Origin of the sequence: Advenella sp. FME57 (assembly GCF_014897675.1) — a bacterium.
In the GTDB taxonomy this organism is placed as follows: domain Bacteria; phylum Pseudomonadota; class Gammaproteobacteria; order Burkholderiales; family Burkholderiaceae_B; genus Advenella.
Genome location: NZ_JABUXU010000001.1, coordinates 493,095 through 505,826 on the forward strand (window position 1 = coordinate 493,095; position 12,732 = coordinate 505,826).

The following is a 12,732-nucleotide window of genomic DNA, read 5'->3' on the forward strand; positions in this document are numbered from 1 at the left end:
AGTTGACCCTGCAGGCCCCACATCATGAGTAATAAACAAATATGGGATATTTCCGCAGCCGTGGATGCGCAGTCCCCCGTATTTCCGGGAGACACGCCCTACACCCAGAAATGGAGCTGGACCCTGTCCGCCGAATGCCCAGTCAATGTCAGTGAGGTTACGCTTAGCCCTCATGTAGGCACCCATGCCGACGCACCCCTGCATTACGATACCGGTGGCCGTGCCGCAGGTCATTTGTCGCTCACGCCCTTTATCGGTCCATGCCGCGTCCTGCATATCTTGCGCGACGACGGCCTGATCTATCCGAACGATCTTGCAGGTGCCATGGCCGGGTGTCCGCCTCGGCTGCTGGTGCGCAGTTGCCAGCGGGCGCGCACCAGCGACTGGTCGGAAACCTTTGCCAGCTTTGCCCCTGAAACGCTGGATTTACTGCACCAGCATGGCATTGTTCTGATTGGCATCGACACGCCCAGCATTGATCCGGCCGCTAGCAAATCGCTCGAGAGCCATCAGCGCATACGCCAATACGACATGCGCGTACTGGAAAATCTGGTGCTGGACCACGTGCCCGTGGGCGACTATGAACTAATCGCACTGCCGCTCAAATGGACCAGCGCCGACGCCAGCCCGGTAAGAGCGGTATTGCGATCGCTATAATTGCAAGCATCACTTGCAAGCATCACAATTACACATGTAATGAATCCGATTGCCGACGGTCGCAATACCTTTTACCGACTAACGAGGCCACGACACCGTTGCCACGGGCATAACCCTATCCATAATTGCAGACATCGCAACAATAATTGCGATCACCATCTATCATGGAACAACAATGACCAACCGCGCTTTCTACGAAAATCTTGACGCTATCGATCCGCTCAGCCCTTTGCGCAGCGAATTTCACCTGCCGCCGGACACGATTTACCTGGACGGCAACTCATTGGGAATCATGCCTCTGGCCGCACCGGGCAAGGCCAAACAGGTCATGCTGCAGGAATGGGGCGATGACCTGATTGCCAGCTGGAACAAGGCCGATTGGGTCAACCTGCCCATGCGACTGGGCAACAAAATTGCACCGCTGATCGGCGCGGGACCGGACGAAATTGTGGTTTGCGATTCCACCTCCCTGAATCTGTACAAGGTGCTCTATAGCGCGATTCAAATGGCACGCAGGCGCCATCCCGCCCGGCGCAAAATTGTCAGCGAAAAAACCAATTTCCCGACCGATCTATATATTGCACAAAGCCTATGCGCGCAATTTGACATGTCGCTGGAACTGGTCGAGGGCGAGGCGATCGATTCGATCATCAATGATGATCTGGCGGTATTGTTGCTCACACACGTAAACTATCGCAGCGGCGCGATATACGATATGGCGCAGATCACGCGCCTGGCGCACGCCCACGACGCACTGGTGATATGGGATCTATGCCACTCTGCCGGTTCCATTCCGGTCGACTTGAGCGGCTGCCAGGCTGATTTTGCTGTGGGATGCACTTATAAGTTTCTCAATGGCGGCCCGGGCTCGCCCGCCTTTGTCTGGGCCCATCCGCAACACGTTGATCAAATCACTCAGCCGCTGACCGGCTGGATGGGACACGCTACGCCCTTTGCGTTCGAGACGCATTATCAGCCGGCCACCGGCATCCGCCATTATCTTTGCGGCACGCCCTCCATACTTGCCCTGTCTGTGCTCGAGAGCAGCCTGGATGTATTTCTGAAGGCGCAGGGCTATGGCGGCATGCCGGCAATCTACAAAAAGGCGCAGACACTGACCAGCCTGTTCATTCAACTGGTCGACAAAGAATGTGCAGGGTACGGGCTGTCACTCGTATCGCCAAGCGACCCTGAAAAACGGGCCAGCCAGGTCAGCCTGACCCATCCCGAAGGTGCCTACGCCATTATTCAGGCATTGATTGCGCAAGGCGTGGTTGGCGACTATCGCGAACCCGGCGTACTACGTTTCGGATTCACGCCGCTTTATCTGCGTTATACCGACGTGTGGGATGCGGTAATGCAATTGAAATCGGTATTGCAAAGTGAAGTCTGGCGATCCGAGCTATTTTCGGCAAAACAGACAGTCACCTGACCGTAAGTGCGTATCGGGCTGCATCACAGTTGCCATCATGCCAGTCTCGCCGCAGAGGGTGATATAGCCCTATCCCCCTGCGCCAGGCCAAGTATTTATATCCCGCCAGACCGGCATCCGGATGGCGTAGTCCTGCCGGTTGGGTAAACTGAACAGGCAGCCTCAACGTTCTGAACCGGTAGCCACAACGTTGCACACGCCCCTATCGACGACGCCAGACCCAGGCTGACTTGCCGGCCTGTTCAAAGGAATCCAAGCATGAAAGAATCGACACCCCCCTCCTCTGCAGATGCAATGGCCAATGAAAACGCCAAACTGGATTTCTCGCGCAATATGAGCTACGGCGATTACCTGCACCTGGATGAACTGCTGGGCGCGCAGCATCCGCTGTCCCCCGAACACAATGAAATGCTTTTCATCATCCAGCACCAGACTAGCGAACTATGGATCAAGCTGATGCTGCACGAACTGAATGCAGCCATTGGCAGCCTGCGCAATGACCAGTTGAACCCAGCGTTCAAAATGCTGGCACGGGTAGGACGCATCATGGAGCAGCTGGTTCATGCCTGGGATGTGCTGGCCACAATGACACCGCCGGAATATACGGCACTGCGACCGTGGCTGGCGGCATCCAGTGGTTTTCAAAGCTTTCAGTATCGACAAATCGAATTTTCACTGGGTAACAAGAACGCCGCCATGCTTCGGCCCCATGAGCATCATCCGGATCGTTACGCACAGGTATTACAGGCCTATGAGCAACCATCGCTCTATGACGAGGCATTGCAATTGCTGGCGCGTCGCGGTATTGCGGTCCCCCGGGATCACCTTGAGCGGGACTGGACCCAGCCTTATACAGCGAGTGACGGCGTCATGCAGGCCTGGCTGCAGGTATATCGAGAGCCCGACCTGCACTGGGATCTGTACCAATTGGGCGAAAAGCTGACCGATATCGAAGACACCTTCCGATTGTGGCGCTTTCGTCATGTAACTACCGTAGAACGCATTATCGGCTTCAAGCGCGGCACCGGCGGCACCTCGGGGGTTAACTATCTGCGCAAAATGCTCGATGTCGTTCTGTTTCCCGAAATCTGGACATTACGCACCCATCTGTGATTTGCAACGCCGGCCCGGATCGTACCGTGCATCTGCTCGAGCGGTTGCTGCGCCACGAACGGTTGCACGGCCCTGCCGCACGATTACGCGGACCTACCCGCATGATTGATGCAATAATAATATCCAACTGCGCTGTCACTCCCACGGTTTATGTCGACGCATAATCACGGGTTGCATAAACCCGGATCCGACATCGGTATCGCGATCAAGTATCGACGGTTGCATCATCACGTGTTTGTGATCATATTCATGGTAATGGTGGCCAGTGCCGGATCGCCCGACATTGTCATGATCGTGACAGTGTTTTCCCGTCATTTTTTCTACAGTGCTGCTTGTGCGCTTTTGCCATCACACCCGGAGGTCCCATGCGCTGCGACGTCAACTTTATTTTTACCACGACCCAGACTCTACAGGTTCAGCTTAATATGGAACCGACCGCCGCCCTTGCGGCGCAATCGCAGCAATGGCTGGTTGAAAAATGGGAAGAACTCGAATGCGAACCGCTGCGCCCCAGTGGCAAGGTGCTGGTGCTTGACCGGATTCTAGGCATCATCGATGCCATGGGATACCAATTTTTACAGAACCACCCAGATCAGCGCGAATTGCTGGCGCGTCACTGTATCAATGCATTGGGCTCGCCCAGTATTACCGTCGATTTGCCGGGGCTGACAGTCAACGCCTGAGCCGGGCGCGAAGCGAACTGCCTGTCGCTGCCTGTTGCAGCCTGGCAATGTGCCCGGTGTCAATCGCCTGACACCAGGCAAAAGATCCACGCAGAAACACGTGAGCAACAAAGTAAACCATGGGCCGGAAAACGACCGCGCCAATCAAAACAGCCGCTTAATCCGTGTCTGTTCGTGACAAAACGGCGCCTATCTGTCGTTTTTTCGCCGAATACGCTATGTATTCAATGACTTCTGTGCTAGAATACCCGATTAAATTTTTGGATACGTTGCTTTTTGCACCTGTCATTTGAGCAGAGGCACGAGGCTGGCGACCCGTCAAACCCTCAGGACTTAATCATGAAAGATAGTATTCACCCAGAATACCGCGAAGTCGTGTTTCTGGACCAGCAAACTGGTTCAAAAATCATCAGCCGCTCTACGCTGAACTCACGCGAAACCATCGAACTGGATGGCAAAACCTACCCGCTTTTCAAATGTGAAGTGACTGCCGAGTCCCATCCCTTCTATACTGGCGCGCAAACGCGTATCGTTGAAGCAGGTCGCGTTGAGAAATTCCGCGCCCGTTTCGCCACCACTGCCGGCACACGCAAAAAAGCTTCCTGATTTTTCAGTGCACCGGGCCCACGGAATCATCCGGGTCCGACAGCCACTAATACCAGCCAGCTTGCATTCATTGGGCCTAAACTGAACAGCACATACCGCTCAGTTTAGGCCCAATGTGCTTTTAGCCTATACCTTCCGTACCTTTATTACGCCTTTACTGCTCTATTTAGCTCGTGCCTTTAACTTTTAACTTGCGCCTTTGATTATTAGTACTGATATTAATAACGACACAATCAGGTCTTAGCTTTGCCCCACCCGCAGATTCCGCATCTGTGCAGGCTCTCGCTTTTCTCCATCTTATCCGCCTTGCCGCCCGTCCATCACCCCATCATCACCATTCTGAAGATATGGCACCTGGACCAAGACCGTACTGGTGCGCGATCCACATAAATAACCTAACAATGCTCGCCGCAATAGCGCCCTGCCGGCCGTGCATCAGCATTCCAGCCATTGCAGCGCAGCCAATCCAAGTGCCTGGCGAATTTTCCGAATAACACCCTGGCAAATGGCTGACCAAAGCCCGACTATTGCCTGCGTCTTTGCACCTACGCAGCCCATTCATTTGCACCCGCCAGCGCCCCATAATCTATGGCACATGGAAATAGCGACTCAATTGGCCCCCAGTCAATTCCCAATCGCGCTCACGGCCTGTCAGCGCCGGCATGTCCTGCCATCGCGGCGCCACTGTATTAACGGAAGCGCCGTGACATGCTTTTGTGGCCCGGACAGGAAACAAAAACTGCAGCAAGGTATTTAGCCCGGCTTTTTCAGCTAAAATGCGTGGAATCCATTAGTTGTACATCCAATACTTATACATGCAACGCACAACGCCCTCCCGCCTTACCGAAATCGCCACCCGCAAACTTTCCCGCACTGCGCTGCTGGTGGTCGGCGTGTTGTATATTTTTGCCGGGCTGTTCTATCGCGATCCATGGAAAACGGATGACCTGACTGGCCTTGCCACCATGCTGACCGCGCTTCGCGGACAGGAGCATGCCTGGTTGCTGCCGCAAATCGGCAATTACGCCTATGCCCAGGAAGGTCCGCTCCTGACCTGGATAGGGACACTTTTCATTCAGGTATTCAGTCCCGTCTTTATGCTATTTCAGGCGCCGCTGGAAGCGCAGATCACCGCCGCCCGCCTGCCCATCTTCATTTATTTTTTCGTTATCATCTGGGCTACCTGGTACGGAACCTACCTTCTGGCACGGCGCAAGGAATGCCAGCCGCTGGCGCTACCATTTGGCGGAGAACCCAATCCCCAGGACTATGGCAGGATGATTGCCGACGCTGCGGTGTTGTTCATTATCGCTACGATTGGCATCGTCATCCGCATGCACGAGACCTCCAATTTTCCCTTGATCATGATGTGCCAGGCCGTCGCATTCTACGGCATGGCGCGCATGCTTGATCATCCCTTACAAGGCAGCACGCTGGCCGGTCTTGGCCTGGGTGCCGCGTTCCTGACGCGAGGCGCAATCGGCGGCGTCCCCGTATTGCTGGCCTTGCTGGCGCTATTATTTTTTCGCAATTTCGGCCGGCAACAGAAACTGTGGCTTGTGTGGAGCGTCGCGTTAGCCGCCGCCTGCTGCCTGATCTGGTTGGCCGCTGCCAACAACACCAGCAGTTACTGGGCCAATAGTTACGTTTTCTGGAACAACTCACTGTTCAGCCTGCCCTCGCCCACCGAGATTTTTTCCACACTACGCGATCTGTCGTGGTTTCTTTGGCCGACCTGGCCATTTATGATTATTGCCTTGTGGAACTGGCGCAAATGGATGGATGCGCCGCATATCTTCATTCCCACACTATTGCTTGGCGCAGCTGTGCTTACGGTCGTTTTTCAGAAAGATGCATTCGAATCCGAATATGCCATGCTCGCCGTGCCATGTGCGATTCTTGCCGCACTCTCATTGCCAACGCTGCGTCGTTCATTCGTCAACACGCTAGACTGGTTCTCGATCATGATCATGTCGCTGGCCATGGTGGCCACCTGGCTGGGGTGGGTCGCGCTCAATTTTGGCTGGCCCCCGAAAATCCATCACAATATCACCCGACTGCTGACCGGCTTTGAGCCTCAGATCTCCGTCATTACCCTGATTCTGGCCATCGGTGTATGCGTGGCCTGGATCTGGACTGTGTCCTGGCGCCTGCGCAGCAACCCTGCCGTTCTCTGGCGCGGCATCGTTTTGTCGGCAACCGGTCTGACCCTTACATGGATGCTGCTGGCGCTGTTGTGGCTGCCGTCAATCAACTACAACCGCAGTTATAAAGCGGTGTCCAAAGAATTGGCCTCGGTCATTGACGAAAACAATATCCCGACCGAATGCATTCGCCAGCATGGCGTGGGCCTGGGGCAACGCGCCGCCTTCTATGTATTTGAAGGGCTGCAGTTTGCCTTCGATCCTCAGTGTCAGTATGTATTGCTGCAGACGACCTTTGAAAAAATAGAGGATGAGGCTGAACCATACCCGGACAATGCGACATTGATCTGGCAGGGAAAACGCCGGCCCGACCGACACGAAGTCTTTCGCCTGATTCAACTGCCCGCCAGATAACCGACCATGTCATTGCGCCCCACCCTGACGGCCGGGCATGGGCCCGTGCGCAAGATTGTGCGCCTGGCCTGGCCGATGCTGATCAGCCAATGGGCGGGGATCGCCTTCGCCGTCCTGGACAGCACAATGCTTGGGCATACCAATCCGGTATCGCTGCAGGCCATGGCGCTCTCGGTGTCGATCTTCATGACGATCCATATCGGGCTGATGGGTGTCGTTCATGCGCTGGTACCCATTTGCGCGCAACTGTTCGGCGCCCAGCGGCATGCCGAAATCGGCCGCTTCATTGGCCAGGGGATCTGGCTTTCGCTGTTTCTATCCACGCTGGGCGGCGCCCTGCTCCTGTTTCCTGATATATGGCTCAGTTTCTCGGGCGATTTACCCTTGCAGGTTCGGCAGGAAGTGGCTGTTTACCTGCGCATTTGCTGCATTGCGCTGCCGGCTGCATTGATGTTCCGCTGCGTCTATGCCCTTGCCACTGCAGTACAGCGCCCGCGCCTGCTTATGTATGTAAGCCTGGCTTCCGTACTGGTCAAACTGCTCTTTAACTGGCTGCTTATTTTCGGATATGGCGGCTTTCCCGCCCTGGGTAGCGCCGGCGCCGCCACCGCTACCGCCATTGTGTCCTGGCTCGCGCTAACGGCAGGCATCGTGGCTATTGCGCGCGAGCCGTTCTACACACAGTTTCAGCTCAGGCTAGGCAAGCCTGCCTGGCCAGCGCAAAAAGAAATTCTGCAACTGGGTCTGCCTATGGGCGGCTCTTATCTGGCTGAAGTCAGTTCCTTTACCTTTATGGCCTTACTGGCTGCACGCGAGGGCACCTTTGTCTCCGGGGGGCATCAGATCCTGGCCAATCTGGTTTCATTGCTGTATATGTTTCCCCTGGCCATCGGCATTGCTACCTCATCGCTGGTTGCGCAATCCCTCGGAGCACGGCAGCCCGAGCAGGCCAGGCGTCTGGCACGCATCGGCATCGGGCTGGGTCTGGCCGGCGTCGCCCTGAGTCTGCTGGTGGTGATGGCGGCCAGGCCGCAGATCATCCAGATATACACGTCCGATCCGGCAATCGCTGCGATGGCCTACGCATTGCTATCCATACTTCCCCTGTTGCATACCAGCGATGCGTTACAATGCATGCTCTCCTATATATTGCGGGCGCACAAAATAGCGACCATGCCATTTGTGATCCAGACCGGATCACTCTTTGGCATTGGCCTTCTGGGCGGCTGGTATTTCGGCTTCGGCCCGGGCTACCGCCTGCTGGACGGCCTTGCCGCCGTACTCACACCAGGCGCCCCGCCAGGCGTAGCTTCACTCTGGATCATGTGCAGTTTTAGCATGCTGCTCTGCGCCATCACACTTGCCATTTGGTACTGGAAGTCAGTCAATGTCCAAAAACGATAGCATGCACAGCACAAAGTCAAAATCAATCGATAAAAAAGTACCCCTCTGGTTGTGGCTATTGGGTCTGATGACCGCCATCGGCCCGCTCACCATTGATATGTATCTGCCGTCTTTCCCGGCAATATCGGCCGATTTGCAGGTCCCGCAACACCGGGTCGAGCTGACGGTGTCCACGTATCTGCTTGGATTGGCGTTATCACAGTTGTTTTATGGCCCGATCGCCGACCGCTACGGGCGAAAAAAACCGTTACTGGGCGGCCTGATGATTTACATGCTGGCCACCATAGGCTGCGCGCTGGCCAGCAGCGTCGAATATCTGCTGTTTTTCCGCTGCATCCAGGCCTGCGGCGCTGCTGCTGCCATGGTGATTCCACGCGCCGTCATTCGCGATCAGCTCAACACCCGGGATTCAGCTATGGCCATGTCCATGATGATGCTGATCATGGGCGTTGCGCCCATCCTTGCGCCGCTGATGGGCGGCTACCTGTCGCCGGTCACTGGCTGGCGCGGCCTGTTTGCCGTGATGTTGTTCTATAGCGCCATCATGTTCTTTCTGGCGATTTTCCGACTAAGGGAAACCATGCCACCGGAGAAGGCAGTGCCGCTGCATTTGCGCACCATCGCAAAAAACTATGCCAGCCTGCTGCGCGATCGCAATTACATGGGCTTTTCGCTGGCCGGCGGCATCGGCATGTCGGGCCTGTTTGCCTATATTTCGGTCTCGCCCACGGTTTTTATTAATATGTATGGCGTGCCGCAACAGCACTTCGGTCTGTTTTTTGGCCTGAATGCATTCGGTCTGATTGTCGGCTCCCAGATCGGCGCCCGCCTGCTGCGCGTTCACTCGCCCCTGGGCATTTTGCGCACCGCCCTCACCTGCGGGTGCCTCAGCATTCTTATTGGTCTTGGGCTGGCCCTGGCCGGCATGCTCAACCTCACACTGCTCACACTCACGTTGCTGGGCTTTACCACCAGCCTGGGCTTTATTTTGCCCAACGCAACGGCATTGGCACTCAGGGACCAGGGACATCGATTGGGTGTTGCCTCTGCGCTAATGGGCTGCCTGCAGTTTCTGTTCGGCACCCTTAGCAGCAGCATCGTCAGCAGCAGCCTGGCCGACTCTCCCGTGCCGCTTTTCGTCGGTTTGGCCATTTGTACGCTGCTTGCTCTACTGTGTGGAAAAGTCCTGGCCAAGCCGGCAGATCGCTATTTTGGTGGCTGACCCGCACCGCAGGTGCAAAACCGGCGCCTGGCGTAGGCAGAAATCCCACGGTTAGGCAATAAATGCTTGAATTTATTTCACTTTTCGTCTTATAATCTATGGCTAACCTTGACTAAACGCCGTTAGCAAAACGCCGGACATCGACATGAGCATCAAAAACATGAATGTCGAGTCTTGTGGCAAGACGTTTCCAGGGTAATATTTTTTCAGTTTCTGCCTGCAGGGTCTAATTCTACAGCCAGAAACCCCCACAGAAGGCTGGCCTGGGCCAAAAATCAGGTCTTCAAACTTAACGAGGTCACGATCATGGCAAAAGTATGCCAAGTCACCGGCAAACGCCCAATGTCCGGTAATAATGTTTCACACGCAAACAATAGAACAAAACGCCGTTTCCTGCCTAACCTGCAGAGCCGTCGTTTCTGGGTTGAAAGCGAAAATCGCTGGGTTCGTCTGCGCGTTTCTACAAACGCCCTGCGCACAATCGACAAGAAAGGCATTGATGTCATTCTTGCTGAAATGCGCGCCAACGGCCAAAGCGTTTAATTCATTCCTACTAACGATTAACTCCAGGAGCCCATCATGGCAAAAGGCATTCGCGAAAAAATCAAGCTGGAATCCACAGCTGGTACTGGTCACTTTTACACAACGACCAAAAACAAACGCAACACTCCAGAAAAAATGCTGATCAAAAAATTTGATCCTGTTGTGCGCAAACACGTAGATTACAAAGAAACAAAACTGAAGTAATCTGCTGGTTACCCAACACCAGGCCCCGCGGCCGCCTGCTTTTTAACAAAAGCAGCGCAAACGCGGGGCTTTTTTTGTGCGGACCATTTTACTGCTCGGGCCGGACCGAAGATCTGACCGAATCCAGAAAGCTGCGCATCAGTCTGCCCTGATAGCGCGATCGATGATAAATAATCGACAGCTGTCGCGTCAAGTTCAAAAACGGCGTATGAAGCAATGCCAGCCTGCCGGAACTGACTGCATGGGTCACCGCCACTTGCGGTAAAAATGCAATACCCAGTCCGGCAATCACCGCCTGCTTGATGGCCTCGATCTGACCCAGTTCCATCACCACCTTGGCTTGCGGCAATTTATCCAGCTCCACATCACTGACCAGCCGCGTGGCTGATCCGCGCTCACGCAAAATCCAGCGTGCATCAATAAAATCTGCCGGCTGCAGATTGGCGATTGCCGCCAGCGGGTGATCCGGCCGCGTACATACGCAGAGCGAATCGTCCATCCAATGCACCGACTCGATCGCTTCGTGATGCACCGCGCCCTCAACACAGGCCACATCTATGCTGTGGTCGACGATCTGCCGAACAATTTCATCTGTGTTAGCAACATTCAGATAAACCGTCACCCTGTCATTATTGAGCACAAAACCGCTTAACAGATCACCGACCCGGTAATTGCCAACGGTGTTGCTGGCGCCAATCCGAAACTCTCCTGTCAGGACGTCTGCCTGGTCATCGGCGCGCTGGCGAAACTCAATCATTCTTTCAATGATTTCCTGCGCCAGGGGCAACAGTCGTCTGCCCTTTTCATTCAAGTACAGCCTGCCTTTATCACGATCAAACAATGGACCACTCAACTGCTTTTCCAGTTCAGCCAGCGCCATGCTGGCAGCTGGCTGAGTCAGATGCAAAGAATCGGCGGCAGCCTTGACACTGCCCAGGCGTGCGATGCTGATAAAAACATCAAGCTGTTTCGGACTGAATGAAGCCATCAGTTTTCCTTATTCTACTTATAAACTATTGTAACTTTACTTATACCATATCCAAGCCTATGATTGATACCTATCAGTAATAAGCTAATGGATATTTAATATATTATGACACTCACGGCCACGTCCTCCCACGCTTTGTCAGCGACTGTCACACCTGATGCGAGCATTCCGCATCCAGCCAAAGGCAGCAGCGCAGCCCGGCCTCGCAAAAACTCCCTTTGGCCAGGGCTGTTTTTATCGGTAGCAATTGCCTTGGTGGCCGAGTTTGCCGGACGTGCCTTGCCCATTATCGGCGGACCGGTTTTCGGTATCCTGCTTGGGATAGTGTACCGAAGCGCATTCGGCCTGCATGCCACGTTGCAGCCTGGGATCAGTTTTTCTTCCAAGAAAATTCTGCAAATCTCTATTATCCTGCTTGGTTTCGGCCTGAGTTTTACGCAGATCATGGCTACAGGCGGAGAATCGCTGGCGGTCACGCTGGTGACCGTAACGGTGGCGTTTGGGAGCGCCTGGGTGCTGGGGCGCCTATTGCGCACCCCGTCTGATCTGACGACACTGATCGGCGTAGGTACTGCCATTTGCGGCGGGTCGGCCATTGCTGCAGTCACCCCTATTCTCAAGCCCTCGGAGCATGATACGGCTTTCGCCATCTCCACCATTTTTCTGTTCAATGTTGTCGCGGTACTCACCTTCCCGGCTTTGGGACATATGCTGGGGTTGAGCGACTACGGGTTTGGCATGTGGGCGGGCACCGCCATTAACGATACCTCTTCTGTGGTGGCTGCCGGTTACGCCTATAGTCATGCAGCTGGTGATTTTGCCACGATCGTCAAACTGACCCGCGCCACGCTCATTATTCCGATCTGTTTGTTTCTGGTCGTTCTGGTCGGTATGCGCAATCGCCGGCAGGGCAATCAGTCTGTCAGCCTGGCAAAAATATTTCCATGGTTCATCGTCTGGTTTTTGCTCGCCTCGCTGACGCGCAGCACCGGTATTGTGCCCGAAATCATGCTTGACTGGATCAATGTCGCCGCGAAGTTCCTGATCGTAGTCGCACTGGTCGCAGTGGGGTTGTCTGCCGATATGCGCAAAATATTTGCGACCGGCCCGCGCCCTATCCTGTTGGGTTTTCTGGTATGGATGGCTGTATCGGTCAGTAGCCTGATTGTGCAATATGCCATGGGTCAGATGTAGACACGCAGCCATCTGCCTGAGTCTGCAAAAAGGACCGCCCCTGTTTTATCGGAGGCGGTCCTGTCTTTTTGAACAGCATCTAATTGGCAACGGGTAAACGCAAGGGATAAACATACACTGTGTCAGGC

The 12,732-nt window shown here is 54.7% G+C and carries 12 protein-coding genes; 11 read left to right on the top strand and 1 reads right to left on the bottom strand.

Annotated features, from left to right (window positions below):
• The first annotated feature begins 24 nt into the window (after nt 1-24).
• The 10 genes from kynB to rpmG all read left to right on the top strand — a co-directional run bounded on the left by kynB (nt 25) and on the right by rpmG (nt 10,422).
• Nucleotides 25-657, top strand: a complete 633-nt coding sequence (gene kynB, locus INT32_RS02240; protein WP_193087084.1) for an arylformamidase — start codon at nt 25-27, stop codon at nt 655-657.
• A 175-nt stretch (nt 658-832) separates the two neighbouring features.
• The gene (kynU, locus tag INT32_RS02245) at nt 833-2,089 is read left to right on the top strand and encodes a kynureninase (protein WP_193087085.1); all 1,257 of its coding nucleotides are present in this window, start codon (nt 833-835) and stop codon (nt 2,087-2,089) included.
• A gap of 258 nt (nt 2,090-2,347) precedes the next feature.
• Nucleotides 2,348-3,202, top strand: coding sequence for a tryptophan 2,3-dioxygenase (gene kynA, locus INT32_RS02250; protein WP_193087086.1), 855 nt, complete (start codon nt 2,348-2,350; stop codon nt 3,200-3,202).
• Between the two features lie 365 nt (nt 3,203-3,567).
• The gene (locus tag INT32_RS02255) at nt 3,568-3,885 is read left to right on the top strand and encodes a hypothetical protein (protein WP_193087087.1); all 318 of its coding nucleotides are present in this window, start codon (nt 3,568-3,570) and stop codon (nt 3,883-3,885) included.
• Between the two features lie 339 nt (nt 3,886-4,224).
• Nucleotides 4,225-4,491, top strand: coding sequence for a type B 50S ribosomal protein L31 (locus INT32_RS02260; RefSeq protein WP_193087088.1), 267 nt, complete (start codon nt 4,225-4,227; stop codon nt 4,489-4,491).
• A gap of 815 nt (nt 4,492-5,306) precedes the next feature.
• On the top strand, nt 5,307-7,049 hold the full coding sequence (locus INT32_RS02265; protein ID WP_193087089.1) for a glycosyltransferase family 39 protein: 1,743 nt from the start codon (nt 5,307-5,309) through the stop codon (nt 7,047-7,049).
• Nucleotides 7,050-7,055: 6 nt separating this feature from the next.
• Entirely contained in the window at nt 7,056-8,453 is a 1,398-nt protein-coding gene (locus INT32_RS02270) for an MATE family efflux transporter (RefSeq protein ID WP_193087090.1), read from the top strand.
• Nucleotides 8,437-9,675 carry a Bcr/CflA family multidrug efflux MFS transporter gene (locus INT32_RS02275; protein WP_226816379.1) on the top strand — a complete coding sequence of 413 codons (1,239 nt, stop codon included), beginning with the start codon at nt 8,437-8,439 and terminating at the stop codon, nt 9,673-9,675. The genes INT32_RS02270 and INT32_RS02275 overlap by 17 nt, the downstream gene beginning before the upstream one ends.
• A gap of 306 nt (nt 9,676-9,981) precedes the next feature.
• Entirely contained in the window at nt 9,982-10,218 is a 237-nt protein-coding gene (gene rpmB / locus INT32_RS02280; RefSeq protein ID WP_128394439.1) for a 50S ribosomal protein L28, read from the top strand.
• Between the two features lie 36 nt (nt 10,219-10,254).
• Nucleotides 10,255-10,422: a 50S ribosomal protein L33 gene (gene rpmG / locus INT32_RS02285; protein WP_100696024.1), complete on the top strand. Its 168-nt coding sequence runs from the start codon at nt 10,255-10,257 to the stop codon at nt 10,420-10,422.
• 88 nt (nt 10,423-10,510) lie between these two features.
• On the opposite strand, the gene INT32_RS02290 is transcribed toward rpmG, so the two are convergent.
• A complete protein-coding gene (locus tag INT32_RS02290; protein WP_193087091.1) occupies nt 10,511-11,410 on the bottom strand; it encodes a LysR substrate-binding domain-containing protein in 900 nt (299 codons plus the stop codon).
• Between the two features lie 105 nt (nt 11,411-11,515).
• Here INT32_RS02290 and INT32_RS02295 point away from each other — a divergent pair, with 105 nt between their 5' ends.
• On the top strand, nt 11,516-12,604 hold the full coding sequence (locus INT32_RS02295; protein ID WP_193087092.1) for a YeiH family protein: 1,089 nt from the start codon (nt 11,516-11,518) through the stop codon (nt 12,602-12,604).
• The last annotated feature ends 128 nt before the right edge of the window (nt 12,605-12,732 follow it).

Excerpts from the sequence above, each read along its gene's own strand:
- kynU (WP_193087085.1), top strand. The coding sequence starts at position 833 with ATGACCAACCGCGCTTTCTACGAAAATCTTGACGCTATCGATCCGCTC.
- INT32_RS02265 (WP_193087089.1), top strand. The coding sequence starts at position 5,307 with ATGCAACGCACAACGCCCTCCCGCCTTACCGAAATCGCCACCCGCAAA.
- INT32_RS02275 (WP_226816379.1), top strand. The coding sequence starts at position 8,437 with ATGTCCAAAAACGATAGCATGCACAGCACAAAGTCAAAATCAATCGAT.
- INT32_RS02260 (WP_193087088.1), top strand. The coding sequence starts at position 4,225 with ATGAAAGATAGTATTCACCCAGAATACCGCGAAGTCGTGTTTCTGGAC.
- INT32_RS02290 (WP_193087091.1), bottom strand. The coding sequence starts at position 11,410 with ATGGCTTCATTCAGTCCGAAACAGCTTGATGTTTTTATCAGCATCGCA.
- INT32_RS02255 (WP_193087087.1), top strand. The coding sequence starts at position 3,568 with ATGCGCTGCGACGTCAACTTTATTTTTACCACGACCCAGACTCTACAG.
- kynA (WP_193087086.1), top strand. The coding sequence starts at position 2,348 with ATGAAAGAATCGACACCCCCCTCCTCTGCAGATGCAATGGCCAATGAA.
- rpmG (WP_100696024.1), top strand. The coding sequence starts at position 10,255 with ATGGCAAAAGGCATTCGCGAAAAAATCAAGCTGGAATCCACAGCTGGT.
- INT32_RS02270 (WP_193087090.1), top strand. The coding sequence starts at position 7,056 with ATGTCATTGCGCCCCACCCTGACGGCCGGGCATGGGCCCGTGCGCAAG.
- INT32_RS02295 (WP_193087092.1), top strand. The coding sequence starts at position 11,516 with ATGACACTCACGGCCACGTCCTCCCACGCTTTGTCAGCGACTGTCACA.
- rpmB (WP_128394439.1), top strand. The coding sequence starts at position 9,982 with ATGGCAAAAGTATGCCAAGTCACCGGCAAACGCCCAATGTCCGGTAAT.
- kynB (WP_193087084.1), top strand. The coding sequence starts at position 25 with ATGAGTAATAAACAAATATGGGATATTTCCGCAGCCGTGGATGCGCAG.